We start from the raw sequence: 23958 nt of genomic DNA on the forward strand, positions 1-23958 counted from the left end.
CGGTCAGCGGCGCCCCTGCGTGCTGGCTCCCAAAAGAGTAAAAAGACTTATGGCAAAGCGTGACTATTACGAGGTTCTGGGGGTGGAGCGCGGCTCCAGCGAAGCAGATCTGAAGAAGGCCTATCGCCGCCTCGCGATGAAGCATCACCCGGATCGCAACCCCGACAGCAAGGAATCGGAAGAAGCATTCAAAGAGGCCAACGAGGCCTATGAAGTGCTGTCCGATGCGAGCAAGCGCGCGGCGTACGACCAATATGGTCATGCCGGCGTCGACCCGAGCATGGGGGGTGGTGGCCAGGGATTCGGCGGCCAGAATTTCTCCGATATCTTCGGCGATGTGTTCAGCGATTTCTTCGGTGGCGGTCGCGGCGGCAATGGCCGCGGTGGCGCCCAGCGTGGCAGCGACCTGCGCTACACCCTAGAGCTGAACCTTGAAGAAGCCGTGCGCGGCACCACGGTCAGCATCCGTGTGCCGACGCTGGTCAACTGCAAGCCCTGCGACGGCAGCGGCGCCAAGAAAGGCTCGGCGCCGATCACCTGCCCGACCTGTGGCGGTATCGGCCAGGTGCGCATGCAGCAGGGCTTCTTCTCGGTGCAGCAGACCTGCCCACGTTGCCATGGCCAGGGCAAGATCATCTCCGACCCTTGCGATTCGTGCCATGGCGAAGGCCGTGTCGAAGAATACAAGACCCTCTCGGTCAAGGTGCCTTCGGGCGTCGACACCGGTGATCGCATTCGCCTGTCGGGTGAAGGCGAGGCGGGCATGCAGGGTGGCCCGACCGGCGACCTTTACGTGGTGATCAACGTGCGCGAGCACGCGATCTTCCAGCGCGACGGCAAGCACCTGTATTGCGAAGTGCCGATCAGCTTCACCGACGCGGCGTTGGGCGGCGAGCTGGAAGTGCCGACCCTCGACGGTCGGGTCAAGCTGAAGATCCCGGAAGGCACCCAGACCGGCAAGCAGTTCCGTCTGCGCGGCAAGGGCGTTGCGCCCGTGCGCGGCGGCGGTGCCGGCGACCTGATGTGCCGGGTGGCGGTGGAAACGCCGGTCAACCTCGATCGTCGTCAGCGTGAGTTGCTGGAAGAGTTCCGCACTTCGCTTGAGGGCAACGAATCCCATTCGCCGAAGGCCAATGGCTGGTTCGAGGGTGTGAAGCGTTTCTTCGGCGACCTGTAAGGCATAAGGATTCGAGCATGCGACGTATAGCTGTGATGGGCGCCGCCGGGCGCATGGGCAAGACCTTGATCGAAGCGGTCCAACTGGCGCCCGGCGCCGGTCTGACGGCGGCGGTCGATCGGCCGGACAGCACGCTGGTGGGCGCCGATGCCGGCGAGCTGGCTGCGCTGGGGCGGATCGGCGTACCGCTGTCGGGCGACGTGGCCAAGGTGGCGGAGGAGTTCGATGTGTTGATCGACTTTACCCACCCAACGGTAACGCTGAAGAACCTGGCGTTCTGCCGCAAGGCGGGCAAGGCCATGGTCATCGGCACCACCGGTTTCAGTGCCGAAGAAAAGGCGTTGCTGGCCGAGGCGGGCAAGGATATCCCCATCGTCTTCGCCGCCAACTTCAGTGTCGGCGTCAATCTGTGCCTGAAGTTGCTCGACACCGCTGCGCGCGTGTTGGGCGACGACGTCGATATCGAGATCATGGAAGCCCATCACCGGCACAAGGTCGATGCGCCCTCGGGCACGGCCGTGCGCATGGGCGAAGTGATTGCCAGCGCGTTGGGTCGCGATCTGAAAAAGGTGGCGGTGTACGGCCGTGAAGGTCAGACCGGCGCGCGCGAGCGCCAGACCATTGGTTTCGCAACCGTGCGCGCGGGCGACGTGGTGGGTGACCATACCGTGCTGTTCGCCGCTGACGGCGAGCGCGTCGAGATCACCCACAAGGCGTCCAGCCGCATGACGTTCGCCAAGGGAGCGGTACGCGCCGCCCTCTGGCTCGACGGCCGCGCCCCAGGCTTCTACGACATGCAGGACGTGCTGGATCTGCATTGACCCAGCTGCGCCAGGCTCGCTCCTCCCGTAGGAGCGGTCATCGGCCGCGAACCAGACGCCGCGGTCTTGCTGACACACTGCGATGCCTATTCGCGGCCGATGACCGCTCCTACAGGGGGAGGCGCGCCAAAGTCGCATTCTCTCAAGTCCGCACCGCATTCGCGGTAGACCAAAACCCCTCTTTTCTGTAAGCTACAGCTTTAGTGTGTCCACTAAAAGCGCGCAGATAATTCGATGAAAAGAAGCGGGGTGACGTATCCATACGGCATTCCGCTTTTTTACAACCTGCGATCGCCCTTTCAGGCTTTATTTACGGGAGGTCTTCTTGACTAAGCCAGCCATACTCGCCCTTGCCGATGGCAGCATCTTTCGCGGCGAAGCCATTGGAGCCGACGGGCAAACCGTTGGAGAGGTGGTGTTCAACACCGCCATGACCGGCTATCAGGAAATCCTTACCGATCCTTCCTATGCCCAGCAAATCGTTACCCTGACCTACCCCCACATCGGCAACACCGGCACCACGCCCGAAGACGCCGAGTCCGATCGCGTCTGGGCCGCTGGCCTGGTGATTCGCGACCTGCCATTGGTGGCCAGCAACTGGCGTAACACCATGGCCCTGGACGACTACCTGAAAGCCAACAACGTGGTTGCCATCGCCGGCATCGACACCCGCCGCCTGACCCGCATCCTGCGAGAGAAAGGCGCGCAGAACGGCTGCATCATGGCCGGTGACGACATCAGCGAAGAGGCCGCCATCGCCGCCGCGCGCGCCTTCCCCGGCCTCAAGGGCATGGACCTGGCCAAGGAAGTCAGCACCAAGGACACCTACCAGTGGCGCTCCAGCGTCTGGGAACTGAGATCCGACAGCCACCCCGATAGGCCCAACAGCGAGCTGCCTTACCATGTGGTCGCCTACGACTACGGCGTCAAGGTCAACATCCTGCGCATGCTGGTCGAGCGCGGCTGCCACCTCACCGTGGTACCTGCGCAAACCCCGGCCGCCGACGTGCTGGCGCTCAACCCCGATGGCGTCTTCCTGTCCAACGGCCCTGGCGATCCAGAGCCTTGCGACTACGCTATCCAGGCGATCAAGGAAGTGCTGCAGACCGAAATTCCGGTCTTCGGCATCTGCCTGGGCCACCAGTTGCTGGCTTTGGCCGCCGGCGCCAAGACCGTCAAGATGGGTCATGGTCACCACGGTGCCAACCACCCGGTGCAGGATATCGACAGCGGCGTGGTGATGATCACCAGCCAGAACCACGGCTTCGCAGTGGACGAAGCGACGTTGCCGAGCAATGTCCGCGCGATCCACAAATCGCTGTTCGACGGCACCCTGCAGGGTATCGAGCTGACCGACAAGGCCGCGTTCAGCTTCCAGGGTCACCCTGAAGCCAGCCCCGGTCCGAACGACGTCTCGCCGCTGTTCGACCGCTTCATCGAATCGATGGCCAAGCGCCGCTGATCACTGTCGGACCCGTGTGTAACGCGCGCCCCGGCCGGCCCCGTCGAAGACGGACAGGCCGCCAGGGCGCCGCCCAATAAAGTTTAGGCGGGCAGCCGGCTGAACTGCGCAATTGAGTGAGAACCATGCCAAAACGTACAGACTTGAAAAGCATCCTGATTCTTGGCGCCGGCCCGATCGTCATCGGCCAGGCCTGCGAATTCGACTACTCCGGCGCCCAGGCCTGCAAGGCCCTGCGCGAAGAGGGTTACCGCGTCATTCTGGTCAACTCCAACCCGGCCACCATCATGACCGACCCGGACATGGCCGACGCTACCTACATCGAACCGATCAAGTGGCAGACCGTGGCCAAGATCATCGAGAAAGAGCGTCCGGACGCCGTGTTGCCGACCATGGGTGGCCAGACTGCCCTGAACTGCGCCCTGGACCTGGAGCGCGAAGGCGTTCTGGCCAAGTTCGGCGTGGAAATGATCGGTGCCAATGCCGACACCATCGACAAGGCCGAAGACCGTTCGCGTTTCGACAAGGCCATGAAGTCCATCGGCCTGGCCTGCCCGCGCTCGGGTATCGCCCACAGCATGGAAGAAGCCAATGCCGTGCTGGAGAAGCTCGGCTTCCCGTGCATCATTCGTCCATCGTTCACCATGGGCGGTACCGGCGGCGGCATCGCCTACAACCGTGAAGAGTTCGAAGAGATCTGCGCCCGCGGCCTGGACCTGTCGCCAACCAAGGAACTGCTGATCGACGAATCGCTGATCGGTTGGAAAGAATACGAGATGGAAGTGGTCCGCGACAAAAAGGACAACTGCATCATCGTCTGTTCCATCGAGAACTTCGACCCGATGGGCGTGCACACCGGTGACTCGATCACCGTTGCACCGGCGCAGACCCTGACCGACAAGGAATACCAGATCCTGCGCAACGCCTCGCTGGCAGTGCTGCGCGAGATCGGCGTGGAAACCGGTGGCTCCAACGTGCAGTTCGGTATCTGCCCTGATACCGGCCGCATGGTCGTGATCGAGATGAACCCGCGCGTGTCGCGTTCCTCGGCACTGGCTTCCAAGGCCACCGGCTTCCCGATCGCCAAGGTCGCGGCCAAGCTGGCCGTCGGCTACACCCTCGACGAACTGCAGAACGACATCACCGGCGGCAAGACCCCGGCGTCGTTCGAGCCGTCCATCGACTACGTCGTCACCAAGCTGCCACGCTTCGCCTTCGAGAAATTCCCGAAAGCGGACGCGCGCCTGACCACCCAGATGAAATCCGTGGGTGAAGTCATGGCCATCGGCCGGACCTTCCAGGAATCCCTGCAGAAAGCCCTGCGCGGCCTGGAAGTGGGCGTCATTGGCCTGGACCCGAAAGTCGACCTGAGCAGCCCCGAAGCCAACGGCATCCTCAAGCGCGAACTGACCGTGCCGGGCGCCGAGCGCATCTGGTACGTCGCCGACGCCATGCGCGCCGGCATGAGCGTGGACGACATCTTCGCCCTGACCATGATCGACCGTTGGTTCCTGGTGCAGATGGAAGACCTGATCAAGGAAGAAGAGAAGGTCAAGACCCTGGGTCTGGCCGATATCGACAAGGCCTTGATGTTCCGCCTCAAGCGCAAGGGTTTCTCCGACCAGCGCCTGGCCAAGCTGCTGGGCATCACCGACAAGAATCTGCGTCGTCACCGCCACAAGCTGGACGTGTTCCCGGTCTACAAGCGCGTCGACACCTGCGCCGCCGAGTTCGCCACCGATACCGCCTACCTGTACTCCACGTACGAGGAAGAGTGCGAGGCGAACCCGACCGACCGCGACAAGATCATGATCCTGGGCGGTGGCCCGAACCGTATCGGCCAAGGCATCGAGTTCGACTACTGCTGCGTTCACGCGGCCCTGGCCCTGCGCGCCGACGGGTACGAGACCATCATGGTCAACTGCAACCCGGAAACCGTGTCCACCGACTACGACACCTCCGATCGCCTGTACTTCGAGCCGTTGACGCTCGAAGACGTGCTGGAAATCGTGCGCGTCGAGAAGCCCAAGGGCGTCATCGTCCAGTACGGCGGCCAGACCCCGCTGAAACTGGCCCGCGCCCTGGAAGAAGCCGGCGTGCCGATCATCGGCACCAGCCCCGATTCCATCGACCGCGCCGAAGACCGCGAGCGTTTCCAGCAGATGGTCCAGCGCCTGAACCTGCTGCAGCCGCCGAACGCGACCGTGCGCAGCGAAGAAGAAGCCATTCGCGCCGCTGGCGTGATCGGTTACCCGCTGGTCGTGCGCCCGTCGTACGTGCTGGGCGGCCGCGCCATGGAGATCGTCTACGAACTCGACGAGCTCAAGCGCTACCTGCGTGAAGCCGTACAGGTGTCCAACGACAGCCCGGTACTGCTCGACCACTTCCTCAACTGCGCCATCGAGATGGACGTGGATGCGGTGTGCGACGGCACCGACGTGGTCATCGGCGCGATCATGCAGCACATCGAGCAGGCCGGTGTTCACTCCGGTGACTCGGCCTGCTCGCTGCCGCCGTACTCGCTGCCGGCCCATGTGCAGGACGAAGTGCGCGAGCAGGTCAAGAAGATGGCCCTGGAACTGGGTGTCATCGGCTTGATGAACGTGCAGCTGGCGCTGCAGGGCGACAAGATCTACGTGATCGAAGTCAACCCGCGTGCCTCGCGTACCGTGCCGTTCGTGTCCAAGTGCATCGGCACCTCGCTGGCAATGATTGCCGCGCGCGTCATGGCCGGCAAGACCCTGAAGGAAATCGGCTTCACCAAGGAAATCATTCCCAACTTCTACAGCGTCAAGGAAGCGGTGTTTCCGTTCGCCAAGTTCCCTGGCGTCGACCCGATCCTTGGCCCGGAAATGAAATCCACGGGTGAAGTGATGGGTGTCGGCGACACCTTCGGCGAAGCCTTCGCCAAGGCGCAGATGGGCGCCAGCGAAGTGCTGCCGACCGGCGGCACCGCCTTCATCAGCGTGCGTGACGACGACAAGCCGCTGGTGGCTGGCGTGGCCCGCGACCTGATCGCTTTGGGCTTCGAAGTGGTCGCCACCGCAGGCACCGCCCGCGTCATCGAAGCAGCCGGTTTGAATGTACGTCGCGTCAACAAGGTGACCGAAGGTCGCCCGCACGTGGTCGACATGATCAAGAACGACGAAGTCACCTTGATCATCAACACCACCGAAGGCCGTCAGTCGATCGCCGATTCTTACTCGATCCGTCGCAACGCCTTGCAGCACAAGATCTACTGCACCACGACCATTGCCGCTGGCGAAGCGATCTGTGAAGCGCTCAAGTTCGGTCCTGAAAAGACCGTGCGCCGTTTGCAGGATCTCCACGCAGGACTCAACGCATGATCAAGTACCCAATGACCGTCCAGGGCCATCGTGCCCTGGAGGAAGAACACGAAAAACTCAGCAAGGTCGAGCGTCCGCGCCTGAGCCAGGCCATCGGTGAGGCGCGCGAGCTGGGCGACCTCAAGGAAAACGCCGAATACCATGCGGCCCGCGAAGAGCAGGGCATGGTCGAGGCGCGTATCCGTGACATCGAGGGGCGTTTGCAGAACGCCGTGGTAATCGACGTCACCACGATTCCGAAAACCGGCAAGGTGATTTTCGGCACGACCGTGGAAATCGCCAATGTCGAAACCGACGAGCGCGTGAGGTACAAGATCGTCGGTGAGGACGAAGCCGATATCAAGGGTGGCAAGCTGTCCCATGGCTCGCCCATCGCACGTGCCCTCATCGCCAAGGAAGAAGGCGACGTGGTCACGGTGAAAACCCCCGGCGGCGTGATCGAGTACGAGATCGTCGAAGTCGCCCACGTTTGATCGACTGCCGTGGCGGCGCGTGAGCGCCGCCATCTGGCAGCTGTGGTGCTACCAGCTGTTGGGCGTTAGCCTGGTGTTGGTAGGGCAGCCGGGCCCCTCGGCGGCGCGCAGGGCGCGACCTCGAGGGTCGGCCCGGGCATCAGCGAAAGCGATGCACGTTCGACAGTTGCTTGTTCACTTGCGGGTTCTTGCGGTAAACCAGGGCCATCTTGCCGATGACCTGGACCAGATCGGCACGGCCGACCTTGCACAATTCGGCAACGGCTTGCAGGCGCTGTTCGCGGTCGAGGATGTTGAGTTTGATCTTGATCAGCTCGTGATCGCTCAAGGCGCGTTCGAATTCTGCTAAAACACCTTCAGTCAAACCATTGTCGGCAACCATCAAAACCGGCTTCAGATGGTGACCAATCGATTTGTACTGTTTCTTCTGCTCTTGAGTGAGCGGCATAATCTGACCCTTCATCTGATCTTGTAAAAAGCGGCGGCCAGTTTACCCGAGCGCCCTCGGCTCCGCCCAGTTAATCACGACCCGTTATTCGAGGTGCCCCGTGGCCCGTTCCAAGACAAGCCTCAATTGGCTGAAAGAACACTTCAACGATCCCTACGTCAAGATGGCGCAGAAAGACGGGTATCGTTCGCGTGCAAGCTACAAGCTGCTGGAAATACAGGAGCGCGACCGCCTGATCCGCCCCGGCATGAGTGTCATCGACCTGGGCGCCGCGCCTGGTGGATGGTCCCAGGTGACCAGTCGTCTGATTGGTGGCCAGGGTCGACTCATCGCGTCCGATATCCTGGAAATGGACAGCATCCCCGATGTCACCTTCATTCAGGGCGACTTCACCGAGGATGCAGTGCTGGCGCAGATCCTCGAGGCCGTCGGTAATTCGCAGGTCGACCTTGTGATTTCCGATATGGCCCCCAATATGAGTGGACTGGCCGCAGTCGACATGCCGCGTGCAATGTTCCTCTGCGAGCTGGCGCTCGACCTGGCCAGCCGGGTCCTGCGTCCGGGCGGTGATTTCCTGATCAAGGTCTTCCAGGGTGAAGGCTTCGACGTGTATCACAAGACCGTTCGGCAGATGTTCGAGAAGGTGCAGATGCGCAAGCCTTCCTCGTCCCGTGACCGCTCACGCGAGCAGTACTTGCTGGGCCGTGGTTTCAAGGGCGCGGAAAAGCCGGACCATGAGGTCTGAGGCTGTCGATAGCTTTTATTAAATGGCGCGGCATGCTGAGCATAAACGAAGATTACGCAGTCAAAGTTTCACAAAAGGTTACAGACGCCGCCTGCGGAGCCGTAGGCAATGTAGTAAGTTTGGCCGGTGAACATCATGCGAAGCACGCCTGCGCGGGTTGCGGGTAGCAGGCTTCAGAGGGTAGCGAATTGAACGATATGGCAAAGAATCTGATCCTGTGGTTGATCATCGCCGCCGTCCTGGTGACGGTCATGAACAACTTCTCCAGCCCCAATGAGCCGCAGACCCTCAACTATTCCGACTTCATCCAGCAGGTGAAGGACGGCAAGGTCGAGCGCGTTGCCGTGGATGGCTACGTCATCACCGGCAAGCGTACCGATGGCGATGCCTTCAAGACCATCCGGCCTGCCATTCAGGACAACGGCCTGATCGGCGACCTGGTGGACAACAAGGTCGTGGTCGAGGGCAAGCAGCCTGAACAGCAAAGCATCTGGACCCAGCTTCTGGTGGCCAGCTTCCCGATCCTGGTGATCATCGCGGTATTCATGTTCTTCATGCGCCAGATGCAGGGCGGGGCGGGTGGCAAGGGCGGCCCGATGAGCTTCGGCAAGAGCAAGGCGCGCCTGCTCTCCGAAGACCAGGTCAAGACCACCCTGGCCGACGTGGCCGGTTGCGACGAAGCGAAGGAGGAAGTCGGCGAGCTGGTCGAGTTCCTGCGCGATCCAGGCAAGTTCCAGCGCCTGGGCGGTCGCATCCCCCGCGGCGTGCTGATGGTCGGCCCGCCCGGTACGGGCAAGACGCTGCTGGCCAAGGCCATTGCCGGCGAAGCCAAGGTACCGTTCTTCACCATTTCCGGTTCGGACTTCGTCGAGATGTTCGTCGGTGTCGGTGCGAGCCGTGTACGTGACATGTTCGAACAGGCGAAGAAGCACGCGCCTTGCATCATCTTCATCGACGAAATCGATGCCGTGGGTCGCCATCGTGGCGGCGGCATGGGCGGTGGTCACGACGAGCGCGAGCAGACGCTCAACCAGTTGCTGGTCGAAATGGACGGCTTCGAAATGAATGACGGCATCATCGTCATTGCCGCGACCAACCGTCCGGACGTGCTCGACGCTGCGCTGCTGCGCCCTGGCCGTTTCGACCGTCAGGTCGTGGTGGGCCTGCCGGACATCCGCGGTCGCGAGCAGATCCTCAAGGTTCACATGAAGAAAGCGCCCTTGGGCGACGACGTAAACCCTGCGGTCATCGCTCGCGGTACACCGGGTTTCTCCGGTGCCGATCTGGCCAACCTGGTCAACGAAGCGTCGCTGTTCGCTGCCCGCAATGGCAAGCGCCTTGTCGAGATGAAGGAATTCGAGCTCGCCAAGGACAAGATCATGATGGGCGCCGAGCGCAAAAACATGGTCATGTCCGAGAAAGAGAAGCAGAACACGGCTTACCATGAAGCGGGCCATGCCATCGTCGGTCGCGTCGTGCCCGAGCACGACCCGGTCTACAAGGTCTCGATCATCCCGCGCGGTCGCGCGCTGGGTGTGACCATGTTCCTGCCTGAGGAAGATCGCTACAGCCTTTCCAAGCGCGCTCTGATCAGTCAGATCTGCTCGCTGTACGGGGGGCGCATTGCCGAGGAAATGACGCTGGGCTTCGATGGCGTTACCACCGGTGCGTCCAACGACATCATGCGTGCCAGCCAGATCGCTCGAAACATGGTCACCAAGTGGGGCCTGTCCGAGAAGCTCGGGCCGCTGCTCTATGCGGAAGACGAAGACCAGGGTTACCTGGGTCGTGGCGGCGGCGGTGGTGCGGCAGCAGTGTCGGGCGAGACTGCCAAGGTGATCGACTCCGAAGTACGCAGCATCATCGACCAGTGCTACGGCACGGCCAGGCAGATCCTCACGGACAACCGTGACAAGCTGGATGCAATGGCGGACGCGCTGATGAAGTACGAGACGATCGATGCCGATCAGATCGATGACATCATGGCAGGCCGCACACCACGTGAGCCTCGCGATTGGTCCGGCGGTGGGTCGGGTTCGTCGGGCACGACCATCGCCCCGGATCCACGTCCTGAAACACCCATCGGTGGGCCAGCGGCCGAGGTCTGATACAGACGCCTCAACGCTCGATACCTAAGGTTTGACATGACCCCTTCGCAATACCCCACTCGGTTGCCTTGCGGCAACCGAGTTCTCGATCTGGCCCAGACGCATGTCATGGGCATTCTCAATATCACTCCCGACTCCTTTTCCGACGGTGGCCGCTTCAACCAGCGCGATCTGGCCTTGCGCCATGCGCAGGCGATGGTCGATGCCGGCGCAACCCTGATCGACATCGGTGGCGAATCGACACGCCCCGGCGCTCGTGCGGTGTCTGCGGTGGAAGAGCTTGAGCGTGTCGCCCCTCTGGTGGAGGCGATCAACCGCGAGCTGGATGTGATCATTTCGGTGGACACCTCCACGCCGGCAGTCATGCGCGAAAGTGCACGGCTCGGCGCCGGTTTGATCAACGACGTGCGCGCGCTGCGCCGCGACGGCGCACTGGACGCCGCTGCGGCCACCGGTCTTCCGGTGTGTCTGATGCACATGGTGGGCGAGCCAGGCACCATGCAGGACCATCCCAACTACGAAGACCTGCTGGGCGAGGTGGGGGGCTTTCTGTCCGAACGCATGCACGCCTGTGCTTCGGTCGGCATCCCTGCAGAGCGTATACTGCTCGACCCAGGCTTCGGTTTCGCCAAGTCGCATGCGCACAACCTCAGCCTGTTCAAGCATATGCAGGCGCTGCATGCGCTTGGGCGGCCCTTGCTGGTAGGTGTTTCGCGCAAGAGTATGGTCGGGTTGGCCCTGAACAAGCCAGTGGCTGAGCGCCTCAATGGCAGCTTGGCCCTGGCGGCCTTGGCGATGACCAAGGGTGCGAAGATCTTGCGCGTCCACGATGTGGCCGAAACGATTGATGTCGTTCGGATGATCGCCGCCGTTGAAGCGGCCGAATAAGAATTACGGAGTACTTATGAGCAGGAAATATTTTGGCACCGACGGCATTCGTGGTCGTGTCGGCGAGTACCCGATTACCCCTGATTTCATGCTCAAGCTGGGCTGGGCGGCCGGCATGGCGTTCCGCAAGATGGGTGCTTGCCGCGTGCTGGTCGGCAAGGACACGCGGATCTCTGGCTACATGTTCGAATCCGCGCTGGAGGCCGGCCTGTCCGCGGCCGGCGCCGACGTCCTGTTGCTCGGCCCGATGCCCACGCCCGCCATTGCCTACCTGACGCGTACGTTCCATGCCGAAGCCGGGATCGTCATCAGTGCATCGCACAATCCGCACGATGACAACGGCATCAAGTTCTTCTCCGGCCAGGGCACCAAGCTGCCCGACGAAGTCGAGTCCATGATCGAAGAGCTCATGGATGCGCCGATGACGGTGGCCGAGTCCAGCAAGCTGGGCAAGGTTTCGCGCATCAACGACGCCGCTGGCCGCTACATCGAGTTCTGCAAGAGCAGCGTGCCCACCACCACCGATTTCGCTGGCCTCAAGCTGGTGATCGATTGTGCCCATGGCGCCACCTACAAGGTCGCACCCAATGTCTTTCGCGAGCTGGGTGCGCAGGTCACCGTGCTGTCTGCCGCGCCCGATGGCCTGAACATCAACGACAACTGCGGCTCGACCCACATGGAAGCGTTGCAGGCTGCCGTGCTGATAGGCCATGCCGACCTGGGCATCGCCTTCGACGGGGACGGTGACCGCGTATTGATGGTCGACCATACGGGCGCCATCGTTGATGGCGACGACTTGCTGTTCATCATCGCCCGCGATCTCCACGAGCGCGGCAAGCTGCACGGCGGCGTGGTCGGTACCCTGATGAGCAACCTGGGCCTGGAACTGGCCTTCCAGGACCTGTCCATCCCGTTCGTTCGCGCCAGCGTCGGCGACCGCTACGTGATGGCCGAGCTCAAGGAGCGTGACTGGCAATTGGGTGGCGAGAATTCGGGCCACATCGTCTGCTGCCATCACACCACCACGGGCGATGCGATCATCGCTGCGCTGCAGGTGCTGCTGGCCCTCAAGCGCCGTGACGAAACCCTTGCACACGCCCGTCAGGGGCTGCGCAAGTGTCCTCAGGTCTTGGTCAACGTGCGCTTTGCCGGCGGCGACGTCAATCCGGTCGAGCACCCCTCGGTCAAGGAAGCCTGCGCGCGGGTAACCGAGGCCATGGGTGGTCGCGGGCGCGTGCTGTTGCGCAAGTCCGGAACCGAGCCGCTGGTGCGGGTAATGGTCGAGGGCGACGACGAAAAAGTCGTGCGTGGCTACGCCGATGAGCTTGCCAGGCTGGTGAGTGAAGTTTGCGCCTGAATACGGCTTGCCAGTGAACGTTGCGTTGGGTAACATCTGCGCCCACTTTGATCGACGAGGTACAGCATGCGTCGCCCCATGGTAGCTGGTAACTGGAAAATGCACGGTACCCGCGCCAGCGTCGCCGAGCTGATCAAGGGTCTGTCCGAACAGTCCTTGCCCGACTCTGTCGAGGTTGCGGTGTTCCCGCCCCTGTTGTTCGTCGACCGTGTGGTCGAGGGTCTGCAGGGCAGCCATATCGCTGTCGGTGCGCAGAACTGCGCGGTTCAGGCCGAGCAAGGTGCATTGACTGGCGAAACCGCCTCGAGCCAATTGGTTGATGCCGGTTGTTCGCTGGTTCTGATCGGTCACTCCGAGCGTCGCCAGGTCATCGGCGAAGGCGAGCAGCAACTGATCGAGAAATTCCGCGCCGCGCAAGCGGCCGGCCTGACGCCAGTGCTTTGCATGGGGGAAACCCTTGAAGAGCGCGAAGCCGGTCAGACTTTGGAAATTGTAGGTCGTCAGCTGGGCAGCGTCATTGCAGCCTTGGGTATCGAAGCTTTCACCCATGCGGTGATTGCCTACGAGCCGGTCTGGGCCATTGGCACCGGGCTGACTGCCACGCCGCAACAGGCTCAGGATGTGCACGCCGCCATCCGGGCTCAGTTGACGGCAGAAGATGCCAAGGTCGCACAAGCTGTGCGGCTGTTGTACGGCGGTAGCGTCAAAGCGGCCAATGCGGCCGAACTGTTCGGCATGCCGGATATCGATGGGGGCCTCATTGGTGGTGCTTCCCTGAATGCAGATGATTTCGGTGCGATCTGTCGCGCCGCGGGAAACTGAGAAAATGCTGGAAACAGTCGTAGTCGTTCTTCATCTGTTGGGTGCACTGAGCGTTGTCGCTCTGGTTTTGCTGCAGCAGGGTAAAGGTGCGGACGCTGGCGCGTCATTCGGGGCAGGTGCATCAAATACTGTCTTCGGAAGCCAAGGTTCCTCTACCTTTCTTAGTAAGTTTACTGCTATACTTGCCGCCTGTTTCTTCATAACCAGCTTGGGTTTAGGTTACTTTGCTAAAGAGAAAGCTCAACAGCTGACTCAAGTAGGTCTGCCAGATCCAGCGGTCATCGAAGCACCTAGGCAGAAGCCGGCAGCAGATGATGTTCCGGTGCTCCAAGAGCAAAAGACCGACGTAGCTCCTGCTACCGACGTTCCTCAGGCTCAAGGGCAAAAGTGATACTCGCAAGAGTGTCAGGGTTACAAAAGCGGTAAGTGTTTCACACGTTGTATTGCCGAGGTGGTGGAATTGGTAGACACGCAACCTTGAGGTGGTTGTGCCCATAGGGTGTAGGGGTTCGAGTCCCCTTCTCGGTACCAATTATCAGGAGAGCCCGCTGTTGCGGGCTTTCTTGTCGGTGGAAGCTTGGATTGACCCAAAACGGGTTCGGTCGTATACTTTCGCCCCAGCTTTGTCGCGGGATGGAGCAGTCTGGTAGCTCGTCGGGCTCATAACCCGAAGGTCGTTGGTTCAAATCCAGCTCCCGCAACCAGTTTTAGCAAAGCCCCTTTTCAAAGGGGCTTTTTGTTAGCTGGACAGTTCTTAGCGCCGGTATTCAACGGCGTATCCGGGATGGGCGCTTCGCCCATTTTTTATTTGCACAGCATGCACGAGGGGGTTCAGGTGTCGAGCAAGCTAGAACAGTTGCAGGCCTTGTTGGCCCCGGTGGTCGTGGCCCTTGGCTATGAATGCTGGGGTATTGAGTTTTCGGCTCAAGGCCGCCATTCACTTTTGCGTGTCTATATCGATAAAGAGGGCGGAGTGCTGGTGGACGATTGCGCCATTGTCAGCCGCCAGCTCAGTGGTGTACTGGACGTTGAAGATCCAATCACCGTCGAATACACCCTTGAAGTTTCTTCTCCAGGCATGGAACGCCCGCTGTTCAACATCGAACAGTTTGCCGCGTACGCCGGAGCACAAGTAAAGATAAAGCTGCGCGCCCCTTTCGAAGGACGACGCAACTTTCAGGGCCTTCTCCATGGTGTGGAGGACCAGGATGTCGTGATTCGAGTAGACGAACACGAATTCCTGCTGCCGATCGATTCGATCGACAAGGCCAATATCATTCCCAGTTTTGACTGAGACGTGCCAGATACTGCGGGTCCCGCGGATCCAATGGCTTGCGAAAGGCGAGGCGTACGATGAGCAAAGAAGTACTGCTGGTTGTTGAGTCGGTATCCAATGAAAAGGGTGTACCGGCAGGCGTAATATTCGAAGCGCTGGAGATTGCTCTGGCGACCGCGACCAAGAAACGCTTCGAAGACGAAGTGGATCTTCGTGTGGAAATCAATCGCCACACCGGCTCCTACGAAACCTTCCGTCGCTGGACGGTCGTCGAAGAAGACGACCTGGACGATCCGGCCATCGAAACCTGGCCGAGCAAGGTTGTACTGACACACCCCGAAGCCAAGGTGGGTGATGTCATCGAAGAGAAGATCGACTCCATCGAGTTCGGTCGCATCGCTGCCCAGACCGCCAAGCAGGTGATCGTGCAGAAAGTTCGCGAGGCCGAGCGCGCCCAGGTGGTGGATGCTTACCGTGAACGACTGGGCGAGATCATCTCTGGCACGGTCAAGAAGGTGACCCGCGACAACGTCATCGTCGATCTGGGCAACAACGCCGAGGCCTTGCTGGCTCGGGAAGATATCATTTCGCGAGAAACCTTCCGTGTCGGTGTGCGCCTGCGCGCGCTGCTCAAGGAAATTCGTACCGAAAACCGGGGTCCTCAACTGATCCTTTCGCGTACCGCGCCGGAAATGCTCATCGAGCTTTTCCGCATCGAGGTGCCGGAAATCGCTGAAGGCCTCATTGAAGTCATGGCCGCATCCCGTGATCCGGGTTCGCGCGCCAAGATCGCCGTTCGCTCCAAGGACAAGCGCATCGACCCGCAAGGTGCCTGTATCGGCATGCGCGGTTCGCGTGTGCAGGCTGTGTCCGGCGAGTTGGGCGGCGAGCGCGTCGACATCGTCCTCTGGGACGATAACCCGGCACAGTTCGTCATCAATGCCATGTCCCCGGCGGAAGTCGCGGCCATCATCGTCGACGAAGACGCCCATGCCATGGACATCGCCGTGGGTGCCGACAACCTGGCCCAGGCAATTGGCCGTGGCGGGCAGAACGTGCGTCTGGCCAGCCAGTTGACTGGCTGGACACTGAACGTGATGACCGAGTCGGACATTCAGGCCAAGCAGCAAGCGGAAACCGGTGACATCCTGCGCAACTTCATCGACGAGCTGGAAGTCGATGAAGAGCTGGCCCAGGTACTGGTCGACGAAGGCTTCACAAGCCTGGAAGAAATTGCCTACGTACCGTTGGAAGAGATGCTCAACATCGACGGCTTTGACGAAGACATCGTCAACGAGCTTCGCGCTCGGGCCAAGGATCGTTTGTTGACCAAAGCCATCGCTACAGAGGAAAAGCTGGCAGACGCCCATCCGGCCGAAGACCTGCTCTCGCTTGAGGGTATGGACAAGGATTTGGCGATGGAACTGGCGGTGCGCGGCGTAGTTACCCGCGAAGACCTGGCCGAGCAGTCGATTGACGACCTGCTCGACATCGACGGCATTGACCAAGATCGTGCCGGCAAGTTGATCATGGCCGCCCGAGCCCATTGGTTCGAGTAATTGGCGCGGCCTGAGGAGAGAAGTGCATGACGCAAGTCACGGTGAAAGAATTGGCCCAAGAGGTCGCCGCACCGGTAGAGCGCCTGCTTCAGCAGATGCGTGAGGCAGGTCTGCCGCACACCGACGCCGGACAAGTTGTGACCGACAATGAGAAGCAGGCTCTGCTGGCTCATTTGAAAAGCAGCCACAAGGCGAAAGCGGAAGAACCGCGCAAGATTACCTTGCAGCGCAAGACCCAAAGCACCCTGCGTGTGGCCGGTAGCAAGAGCATCAGCGTAGAAGTACGCAAGAAGAAGGTATTCGTTCAGCGCAGCCCGGAAGAGATCCAGGCCGAGCAGAAGCGCGAGCTCGACGAGCGTCGCGCAGCGAATGATGCTGCCCGCCAGAAGGTCGAGCAGGACACGCGTTCGCGTACCGACGAAGAAACGCGCAAGCAGCCTGGCAGCACCGCTCAGGCCGACGCCCCTGCCGCCGCAACCCAAGCTCCTTCGGCGCCAAGCGTCGATGTGGCTGCGGTCGCCCCGGCACCTGCACCGGCTCCTGAGCGCAAGAAGGAAGAGCCTCGGCGTCCCGACAAGCCGCGCAACGACGACCGTCGCAGCGGCAGTGGCAACAGTGATGGCGAGCGCAAGAACCAGCCTCACCGTGCCACCGTCAAGGAAAAGGCTCCGACGCCGCGTGCGGCACCGCGTACCACCGACGAAGAGAGCGATGGCTTCCGTCGTGGCGGTCGTGGCAAGGGCAAGCTGAAGAAGCGCAACGCTCACGGTTTCCAGAGCCCTACCGGCCCGCTGGTGCGTGACGTGAAAATTGGCGAGACCATCTCTGTTGGCGATCTGGCCGCACAGATGTCGGTCAAGGCTGCCGAGATCATCAAGTTCATGTTCAAGCTGGGCACGCCAGCCACCATCAACCAGGTGCTGGATCAGGAAACTGCCCAGCTGGTTGCCGAGGAGCTGGGTCACAAGGTGACCCTGGTCAGCGACACCGCCCTGGAAGATTCCCTGGCCGAATCGCTGAAGTTCGAGGGTGAGGCGTTCGCTCGTGCACCGGTCGTGACCGTCATGGGCCACGTCGACCACGGCAAGACTTCGCTGCTCGACTACATTCGTCGTGCCAAGGTTGCTGCAGGCGAAGCCGGCGGTATCACCCAGCACATCGGTGCCTACCACGTCGAAACCGAACGCGGCATGGTCACCTTCCTCGACACCCCGGGCCACGCCGCGTTTACCGCGATGCGTGCCCGTGGTGCCAAGGCGACGGACATCGTGATCCTGGTGGTCGCGGCGGACGACGGCGTGATGCCGCAAACCATCGAAGCCGTTCAGCATGCGAAAGCCGCTGGCGTGCCGCTGGTGGTTGCAGTGAACAAGATCGACAAGCCGGGCGCCGACCTGGACCGTATCCGCAGCGAGCTGTCGGTTCACGGTGTGACTTCGGAAGAGTGGGGCGGCGACACCCCGTTCGTACCGGTTTCGGCCAAGCAGGGTACTGGCGTCGACGAATTGCTCGAAGCCGTGTTGCTGCAGGCTGAAGTACTGGAACTGACCGCAACGCCATCGGCTCCTGGCCGTGGTGTGGTCGTCGAATCGCGCCTGGACAAGGGCCGTGGCCCGGTGGCCACCGTGCTGGTTCAGGACGGTACGCTGCGTCAGGGCGACATGGTGCTGGTCGGTTCGAACTACGGCCGTGTACGTGCCATGCTCGACGAGAACGGCAAGCCGATCAAGGAAGCCGGTCCGGCCATTCCGGTCGAGATCCTGGGCCTTGATGGTACCCCGGATGCCGGCGACGAGATGAGCGTGGTTGCTGACGAGAAGAAAGCCCGTGAAGTGGCTCTGTTCCGTCAAGGCAAGTTCCGCGAAGTCAAGCTGGCCCGTGCTCACGCCGGCAAGCTGGAAAACATCTTCGAAAACATGGGCCAGGAAGAGAAGAAGACGCTCAACATCGTCCTCAAATCCGACGTCCGTGGATCGCTGGAAGCGTTGCAGGGTGCCTTGAATGGCCTGGGCAACGACGAAGTGCAAGTGCGTGTGGTCGGTGGCGGCGTCGGTGGTATCACCGAATCCGATGCCAACCTGGCGCTGGCTTCGACAGCGGTACTGTTCGGCTTCAACGTGCGGGCCGATGCCGGCGCGCGCAAGATCGTCGAGCAGGAAGGTCTGGATATGCGTTACTACAACGTGATCTACGACATCATCGAAGACGTCAAGAAAGCCCTGACCGGTATGCTGGGCAGCGATGTTCGCGAGAACATCCTGGGTATCGCCGAAGTGCGTGACGTGTTCCGTTCGCCGAAGTTCGGTGCAATCGCCGGCTGCATGGTCATCGAGGGTGTGGTCTTCCGCAACCGTCCGATCCGTGTACTGCGCGAAGACATCGTGATCTTCGAAGGCGAGCTGGAATCGCTGCGTCGCTTCAAGGACGATGCGTCCGAAGTGCGTGCCGGCATGGAATGCGGTATCGGCGTCAAGAGCTACAACGACGTCAAGGTCGGTGACAAGATCGAAGTCTTCGAGAAAGTCCAAGTGGCTCGTACTCTCTAAGCTGCGACCTCCAGGAACCTGTCCGGCCAGCGCCGGGCCGGTTCTAAACGCAACGCCCGATCCGGCCCAGCCTGATCGGGCGTTTGCCGCTCTAGTTACAGGTAATGAAACATGGCAAAAGAATACAGCCGTACCCAGCGTATCGGCGATCAGATGCAGCGCGAGCTGGCGCAACTGATCCGTCGCGAGGTCAAGGATCCACGCGTTGGCCTGGTCACCATCACAGCGGTCGAAGTCAGCCGCGATGTCGGTCATGCCAAGATCTTCATCACCGTCATGGGCCAGGACAGCGCTGCCGACATCGCCCAGAGCATCAAGGTGTTGAACTCGGCCGCCGGTTTCCTGCGCATGCAGTTGGCCAAGGAAATGAAGCTGCGCAGCGTGCCGCAGTTGCACTTCCACTACGACGAAAGCGTGAGCCGTGGCGCTCATCTGTCGGCGTTGATCGAGCGTGCCGTGGCCGAGGACAGCCAGCATCACGCGGACGAGTCGGCCAAAGAGACCAAGGAGTAATCCCGGTGGCTCAGGTCAAGCGTATCCGTCGCAATGTCAGTGGCATCATCCTGCTGGACAAGCCACTGGGGTTCACTTCCAACGCCGCGCTGCAGAAAGTGCGCTGGCTGCTCAATGCCGAGAAGGCCGGTCATACCGGCAGTCTCGATCCCTTGGCCACCGGTGTGCTGCCGCTGTGTTTCGGCGAGGCGACCAAGTTTTCCCAGTACCTGCTCGAATCCGACAAAGGCTACGAGACCCTGGCGCAACTGGGTAAGACCACGACCACGGCCGATGCCGAGGGCGAGGTTCTGCAGACCCGCGAGGTGACCGTCGGTCACTCCGACATCGAGGCGGTATTGCCTCGTTTCCGTGGCCAGATCAGCCAGATACCGCCGATGTACTCGGCGCTCAAGCGCGATGGGCAGCCACTGTACAAGCTGGCGCGTGCCGGTGAAGTAGTGGAGCGCGAGCCGCGTTCTGTTACTATTGCGCGGCTGCAATTGCTTGGCTGCGAGCAGACCACTGCAAGGTTCGCCGTGGACTGCAGCAAAGGCACCTACATTCGGACCCTGGTCGAAGACATCGGCGAGGCGTTGGGGTGTGGTGCGTACGTTGCAGAACTGCGTCGCACGCAAGCGGGCCCGTTCAGCCTGGCGCAGACGGTCACGCTCGAAGAGCTCGAAGCCGTGCATGCCGAAGGCGGCAACGAGGCAGTGGACAGGTTCCTGCTGCCATCGGACAGCGGCCTGCAGGATTGGCCGCTGCTGCAGTTTTCGGAGCACAGCGCGTTCTACTGGCTCCACGGCCAGCCGGTGAGGGCTCCCGAAGCCCCCAAGTTCGGCATGGTGCGGGTGCAGGATCACAATGGTCGCTTCATCGGAATCGGTGAAGTGAGCGAAGACGGGCGCATTGCGCCACGTCGCTTGATTCGGTCGGAATGACCGATCCCGGTCGTCACGGTATTCGTGGCGGCTGGTCGAGGACGGCTGTCAACAGGCACGGTCGCGCCTCTTCTCATGAAAACAGGGTTTTGCCCTGGCCTGTTGGACACTGCATGCAGTGCCCTTGATAGTGGAGATGCCTCATGGCTCTTAGCGTTGAAGACAAAGCTCAAATCGTTGCCGACTACCAGCAAGCCGTTGGTGATACCGGTTCGCCAGAAGTGCAGGTTGCACTGCTGACGCACAACATCAACAAGTTGCAGGGTCACTTCAAGGCCAACGGCAAGGACCACCACTCGCGTCGTGGCCTGATCCGTATGGTCAACCAGCGCCGCAAGCTGCTGGATTACCTGAAGGGCAAGGACGTCACCCGTTACAGCGCCCTGATCGGTCGTCTGGGTCTGCGTCGCTAATAGCGGCTCGACACGCGGTGACAAGCGTGGTTTGCCATGTTCGCAGGCCCGGGCTCAAGCCCGGGCCTGCGAGGGCGCCACGCGCAATCCTGAGGTTGGTTGTCTGTCGTACCCCAGCGGGTTTTCCGCGGGGGCGGGCAGGTTTCCAGCCTCAAGTTGTATCTGGACGGTCAACGGGGCCGATTCCCCGCTCTGCCCAAGAATTTCGCAAGAAACCAGTTCCCCCAAGAGCCAACAGAAGGTAGGAAACCGTGAACCCGGTAATCAAGACGTTTCAATTCGGTCAATCGACCGTAACCCTCGAAACGGGCCGTATTGCCCGTCAAGCCTCCGGCGCCGTGCTGGTCACCGTCGATAACGACGTGACCGTACTGGTGACCGTGGTAGGTGCCAAGCAAGCCGATCCAGGCAAAGGCTTTTTCCCGCTGTCCGTGCACTACCAGGAAAAGACCTACGCTGCCGGCAAGATTCCCGGTGGTTTCTTCAAGCGTGAAGGCCGTCCTTCCGAGAAAGAAACCCTGACCTCGCGTTTGATCGATCGCCCGATCCGTCCGCTGTTCCCCGAAGGCTTCATGAACGAAGTGCAGGTCGTCTGCACCGTCGTTTCCACCAGCAAGAAAACCGACCCGGACATCGCTGCGATGATCGGTACCTCGGCGGCCCTGGCCATTTCCGGCATTCCGTTCGACGGCCCGATCGGCGCTGCGCGCGTGGCCTTCCACGAGAGCACTGGCTACCTGCTGAACCCGACCTACGAGCAGCAGCAGGCTTCGAGCCTGGACATGGTCGTGGCCGGTACCAAAGACGCCGTGCTGATGGTTGAATCCGAAGCCAAAGAGCTGACCGAAGACCAGATGTTGGGCGCCGTGCTGTTTGCCCACGATGAGTTCCAGTCGGTCATCAAGGCCGTCGGCGAGCTGGCTGCAGAAGCCGCCAAGCCTACCTGGAGCTGGACCCCGAAAGCCTGGAACACCGAGCTGCTGGGCGCGATCCGTGGCGAATTCGGCGATGCCGTTTCCCAGGCCTACACCATCACCGTCAAGGCCGATCGCTACGCCAAGCTGGGCGAGTTGCGTGACCAGGTGATCGCCAAGTTCTCCGGCGAAGAAGGCAAGCCGACCGCAGCCGAAGTGAAGGAAATCTTCGGCGAGATCGAATACCGCACCGTTCGTGAAAACATCGTCAACGGCAAGCCGCGTATCGACGGTCGCGACACCAAGACCGTGCGCCCGCTGAACATCGAAGTCGGTGTTCTGCCGAAAACCCACGGTTCGGCCCTGTTCACCCGCGGTGAAACCCAGGCGTTGGTCGTGGCGACTCTGGGCACTGCCCGCGACGCTCAGTTGCTGGACACCCTGGAAGGCGAGAAGAAAGACCCCTTCATGCTGCACTACAACTTCCCTCCGTTCTCGGTGGGCGAGTGTGGTCGCATGGGCGGCGCGGGTCGTCGTGAAATCGGCCACGGCCGTCTGGCCCGTCGTTCGGTACAGGCCATGCTGCCGGCCGCCGACGTGTTCCCGTACACCATCCGCGTGGTATCGGAAATCACCGAGTCGAACGGTTCCAGCTCCATGGCGTCGGTCTGCGGTGCTTCCCTGGCACTGATGGACGCCGGTGTGCCGATGAAGGCGCCGGTTGCCGGTATCGCCATGGGCCTGGTCAAGGAAGGCGACAAGTTCGCCATCCTCACCGACATCCTCGGTGACGAAGACCACCTCGGCGACATGGACTTTAAGGTAGCCGGTACCGCCAAGGGCGTTACCGCGCTGCAGATGGACATCAAGATCAACGGTATCACCGAAGAGATCATGGAAATCGCCCTGGGCCAGGCGCTGGAAGCGCGCCTGAACATCCTCGGTCAGATGAACCAGATCATCGGCACTTCGCGTACCGAGCTGTCGGAAAACGCGCCGACCATGATCGCGATGAAGATCGACACCGACAAGATCCGCGACGTGATCGGCAAGGGTGGCGCCACCATCCGCGCCATCTGCGAGGAAACCAAGGCTTCGATCGACATCGAAGACGACGGCTCGATCAAGATCTTCGGCGAATCCAAGGAAGCGGCTGAAGCAGCACGTCAGCGCGTTCTGGGTATCACCGCAGAAGCCGAGATCGGCAAGATCTATCTGGGCAAGGTCGAGCGCATCGTTGACTTCGGTGCCTTCGTCAACATCCTGCCTGGCAAGGACGGTCTGGTTCACATCTCGATGCTCAGCGATGCGCGCGTAGAGAAAGTGACCGATATCCTCAAGGAAGGCGAGGAAGTGGAAGTACTGGTACTGGACGTGGACAACCGCGGCCGTATCAAGCTGTCCATCAAGGACGTTGCTGCTGCAAAGGCTTCGGGCGCGTAAACCCGCTGGCTTGAGAAAAGGAGCCCTGCGGGGCTCTTTTTTTTCGTCTAGAGTTTGCTCAGTAGCCTACGTTTTGTTCAAAGTGCCAAGCCGAGGCGCTCGAAAACATCAGGGAACTTTTGTGAACTTGCAACTTGCACGCAAAATTACCCGCAGGCGTGCAACTTGCACGAAAGGCTTCTTTTGGTAGAATCTCAAGTCGTTGATAATAAAGGATTTTATCGATGTTGGCCGGTTGGCACGAGGTCTGCAATATCCTTGTCACCTGCCACCAAGACATTAAATGGTGCAGACCTTTCAAAAAACAGGAGTGACTCGTATGAAGAAGTTCGCTATTGCTGCCGCTGCTGCTACCGCGCTGACCTTGACCATGGCCAACGCTGCTTTCGCTCAACAGTCCACCCAGGCTCCAATGGTTGTTGCTGCAAGTGACATGACTAAAGCCAAAGAAGCAACATCTGACACTTGGATCACCACCAAGGTCAAATCCGATCTGGTTACCGAGAAAGGCATTCCAGGCACCGACATCAAGGTAGAAACCAACAAAGGCGTGGTATCCCTGTCGTCGACCGTTGCTGTGACCGATGCTCAGAAAGCAACTGCCGTGCGTATCACCAAGGCAATCAAAGGCGTGGTAGCAGTTTCCGCCGATGGCCTGAAAGCCGAGTAAGTTTCATGCGAAGGCCACAGGGATGTGGCCACTGAGAGCCCCGGCGCCATGCG

At 61.0% G+C, this 23958-nt stretch carries 20 protein-coding genes and 2 tRNA genes; 21 read left to right on the plus strand and 1 reads right to left on the minus strand.

Annotation, left to right across the window (positions count from 1 at the left end):
• The first annotated feature begins 49 nt into the window (after positions 1-49).
• The 5 genes from dnaJ (at position 50) to greA (ending at position 7280) form a co-directional block, all read left to right on the plus strand.
• On the plus strand, positions 50-1177 hold the full coding sequence (gene dnaJ, locus IFT80_RS20070) for a molecular chaperone DnaJ (RefSeq protein WP_122480196.1): 1128 nt from the start codon (positions 50-52) through the stop codon (positions 1175-1177).
• A gap of 17 nt (positions 1178-1194) precedes the next feature.
• On the plus strand, positions 1195-1998 hold the full coding sequence (gene dapB, locus IFT80_RS20075; RefSeq protein ID WP_122480195.1) for a 4-hydroxy-tetrahydrodipicolinate reductase: 804 nt from the start codon (positions 1195-1197) through the stop codon (positions 1996-1998).
• A gap of 325 nt (positions 1999-2323) precedes the next feature.
• Entirely contained in the window at positions 2324-3460 is a 1137-nt protein-coding gene (gene carA / locus IFT80_RS20080; protein WP_192138175.1) for a glutamine-hydrolyzing carbamoyl-phosphate synthase small subunit, read from the plus strand.
• Between the two features lie 125 nt (positions 3461-3585).
• Positions 3586-6807: a carbamoyl-phosphate synthase large subunit gene (carB, locus tag IFT80_RS20085; protein ID WP_192138176.1), complete on the plus strand. Its 3222-nt coding sequence runs from the start codon at positions 3586-3588 to the stop codon at positions 6805-6807.
• Positions 6804-7280: a transcription elongation factor GreA gene (gene greA / locus IFT80_RS20090; protein ID WP_192138177.1), complete on the plus strand. Its 477-nt coding sequence runs from the start codon at positions 6804-6806 to the stop codon at positions 7278-7280. Before carB ends, greA begins: the two co-directional genes overlap by 4 nt.
• 139 nt (positions 7281-7419) lie before the next feature.
• Here greA and IFT80_RS20095 read toward each other — a convergent pair whose 3' ends face one another.
• The gene (locus tag IFT80_RS20095; RefSeq protein WP_049858703.1) at positions 7420-7728 is read right to left on the minus strand and encodes a YhbY family RNA-binding protein; all 309 of its coding nucleotides are present in this window, start codon (positions 7726-7728) and stop codon (positions 7420-7422) included.
• Between the two features lie 100 nt (positions 7729-7828).
• Between IFT80_RS20095 and rlmE the strand changes: the two genes are divergently transcribed.
• The 16 genes from rlmE to IFT80_RS20175 all read left to right on the plus strand — a co-directional run bounded on the left by rlmE (position 7829) and on the right by IFT80_RS20175 (position 23905).
• The gene (rlmE, locus tag IFT80_RS20100) at positions 7829-8473 is read left to right on the plus strand and encodes a 23S rRNA (uridine(2552)-2'-O)-methyltransferase RlmE (RefSeq protein ID WP_122480191.1); all 645 of its coding nucleotides are present in this window, start codon (positions 7829-7831) and stop codon (positions 8471-8473) included.
• 197 nt (positions 8474-8670) lie between these two features.
• Complete coding sequence (gene ftsH, locus IFT80_RS20105; RefSeq protein WP_185795388.1) at positions 8671-10581, plus strand: ATP-dependent zinc metalloprotease FtsH; 1911 nt, start codon at positions 8671-8673, stop codon at positions 10579-10581.
• Between the two features lie 36 nt (positions 10582-10617).
• Positions 10618-11469: a dihydropteroate synthase gene (gene folP / locus IFT80_RS20110; protein ID WP_192138178.1), complete on the plus strand. Its 852-nt coding sequence runs from the start codon at positions 10618-10620 to the stop codon at positions 11467-11469.
• Positions 11470-11485: 16 nt separating this feature from the next.
• The gene (glmM, locus tag IFT80_RS20115; protein WP_122480188.1) at positions 11486-12826 is read left to right on the plus strand and encodes a phosphoglucosamine mutase; all 1341 of its coding nucleotides are present in this window, start codon (positions 11486-11488) and stop codon (positions 12824-12826) included.
• Positions 12827-12892: 66 nt separating this feature from the next.
• Positions 12893-13648 (plus strand): triose-phosphate isomerase, encoded by a 756-nt coding sequence (gene tpiA / locus IFT80_RS20120; protein ID WP_122480187.1) that lies wholly within the window; start codon positions 12893-12895, stop codon positions 13646-13648.
• A 4-nt stretch (positions 13649-13652) separates the two neighbouring features.
• The gene (gene secG / locus IFT80_RS20125) at positions 13653-14039 is read left to right on the plus strand and encodes a preprotein translocase subunit SecG (protein WP_122480186.1); all 387 of its coding nucleotides are present in this window, start codon (positions 13653-13655) and stop codon (positions 14037-14039) included.
• Positions 14040-14093: 54 nt separating this feature from the next.
• Positions 14094-14179 (plus strand) — tRNA-Leu (locus IFT80_RS20130).
• 96 nt (positions 14180-14275) lie between these two features.
• A tRNA-Met gene (locus IFT80_RS20135) sits at positions 14276-14352 on the plus strand.
• Positions 14353-14483: 131 nt separating this feature from the next.
• Positions 14484-14942: a ribosome maturation factor RimP gene (rimP, locus tag IFT80_RS20140; protein ID WP_163007671.1), complete on the plus strand. Its 459-nt coding sequence runs from the start codon at positions 14484-14486 to the stop codon at positions 14940-14942.
• 59 nt (positions 14943-15001) lie between these two features.
• Positions 15002-16483, plus strand: coding sequence for a transcription termination factor NusA (gene nusA, locus IFT80_RS20145; RefSeq protein ID WP_122480184.1), 1482 nt, complete (start codon positions 15002-15004; stop codon positions 16481-16483).
• Between the two features lie 26 nt (positions 16484-16509).
• Positions 16510-19029 carry a translation initiation factor IF-2 gene (gene infB / locus IFT80_RS20150; RefSeq protein WP_122480183.1) on the plus strand — a complete coding sequence of 840 codons (2520 nt, stop codon included), beginning with the start codon at positions 16510-16512 and terminating at the stop codon, positions 19027-19029.
• 111 nt (positions 19030-19140) lie between these two features.
• Positions 19141-19542: a 30S ribosome-binding factor RbfA gene (gene rbfA, locus IFT80_RS20155; protein WP_122480182.1), complete on the plus strand. Its 402-nt coding sequence runs from the start codon at positions 19141-19143 to the stop codon at positions 19540-19542.
• A gap of 5 nt (positions 19543-19547) precedes the next feature.
• A complete protein-coding gene (truB, locus tag IFT80_RS20160) occupies positions 19548-20465 on the plus strand; it encodes a tRNA pseudouridine(55) synthase TruB (protein ID WP_122480181.1) in 918 nt (305 codons plus the stop codon).
• A gap of 143 nt (positions 20466-20608) precedes the next feature.
• Positions 20609-20878, plus strand: coding sequence for a 30S ribosomal protein S15 (rpsO, locus tag IFT80_RS20165; RefSeq protein WP_043190760.1), 270 nt, complete (start codon positions 20609-20611; stop codon positions 20876-20878).
• Positions 20879-21129: 251 nt separating this feature from the next.
• A complete protein-coding gene (pnp, locus tag IFT80_RS20170) occupies positions 21130-23235 on the plus strand; it encodes a polyribonucleotide nucleotidyltransferase (RefSeq protein WP_122714828.1) in 2106 nt (701 codons plus the stop codon).
• A 319-nt stretch (positions 23236-23554) separates the two neighbouring features.
• Positions 23555-23905 carry a BON domain-containing protein gene (locus IFT80_RS20175; RefSeq protein ID WP_192104420.1) on the plus strand — a complete coding sequence of 117 codons (351 nt, stop codon included), beginning with the start codon at positions 23555-23557 and terminating at the stop codon, positions 23903-23905.
• The last annotated feature ends 53 nt before the right edge of the window (positions 23906-23958 follow it).

It is taken from the genome of Pseudomonas sp. CFBP 8771 (genome assembly GCF_014841695.1).
Classification (GTDB): domain Bacteria; phylum Pseudomonadota; class Gammaproteobacteria; order Pseudomonadales; family Pseudomonadaceae; genus Aquipseudomonas; species Aquipseudomonas baltica.

Bases quoted from the DNA above. Each gene is read 5' to 3' on its own strand.
- glmM (WP_122480188.1), top strand. From the start codon at position 11,486: ATGAGCAGGAAATATTTTGGCACCGACGGCATTCGTGGTCGTGTCGGC.
- IFT80_RS20175 (WP_192104420.1), top strand. From the start codon at position 23,555: ATGAAGAAGTTCGCTATTGCTGCCGCTGCTGCTACCGCGCTGACCTTG.
- dapB (WP_122480195.1), top strand. From the start codon at position 1,195: ATGCGACGTATAGCTGTGATGGGCGCCGCCGGGCGCATGGGCAAGACC.
- greA (WP_192138177.1), top strand. From the start codon at position 6,804: ATGATCAAGTACCCAATGACCGTCCAGGGCCATCGTGCCCTGGAGGAA.
- carB (WP_192138176.1), top strand. From the start codon at position 3,586: ATGCCAAAACGTACAGACTTGAAAAGCATCCTGATTCTTGGCGCCGGC.
- ftsH (WP_185795388.1), top strand. From the start codon at position 8,671: ATGGCAAAGAATCTGATCCTGTGGTTGATCATCGCCGCCGTCCTGGTG.
- nusA (WP_122480184.1), top strand. From the start codon at position 15,002: ATGAGCAAAGAAGTACTGCTGGTTGTTGAGTCGGTATCCAATGAAAAG.
- rbfA (WP_122480182.1), top strand. From the start codon at position 19,141: ATGGCAAAAGAATACAGCCGTACCCAGCGTATCGGCGATCAGATGCAG.
- IFT80_RS20095 (WP_049858703.1), bottom strand. From the start codon at position 7,728: ATGCCGCTCACTCAAGAGCAGAAGAAACAGTACAAATCGATTGGTCAC.
- secG (WP_122480186.1), top strand. From the start codon at position 13,653: ATGCTGGAAACAGTCGTAGTCGTTCTTCATCTGTTGGGTGCACTGAGC.
- rpsO (WP_043190760.1), top strand. From the start codon at position 20,609: ATGGCTCTTAGCGTTGAAGACAAAGCTCAAATCGTTGCCGACTACCAG.
- folP (WP_192138178.1), top strand. From the start codon at position 10,618: ATGACCCCTTCGCAATACCCCACTCGGTTGCCTTGCGGCAACCGAGTT.
- tpiA (WP_122480187.1), top strand. From the start codon at position 12,893: ATGCGTCGCCCCATGGTAGCTGGTAACTGGAAAATGCACGGTACCCGC.
- infB (WP_122480183.1), top strand. From the start codon at position 16,510: ATGACGCAAGTCACGGTGAAAGAATTGGCCCAAGAGGTCGCCGCACCG.
- dnaJ (WP_122480196.1), top strand. From the start codon at position 50: ATGGCAAAGCGTGACTATTACGAGGTTCTGGGGGTGGAGCGCGGCTCC.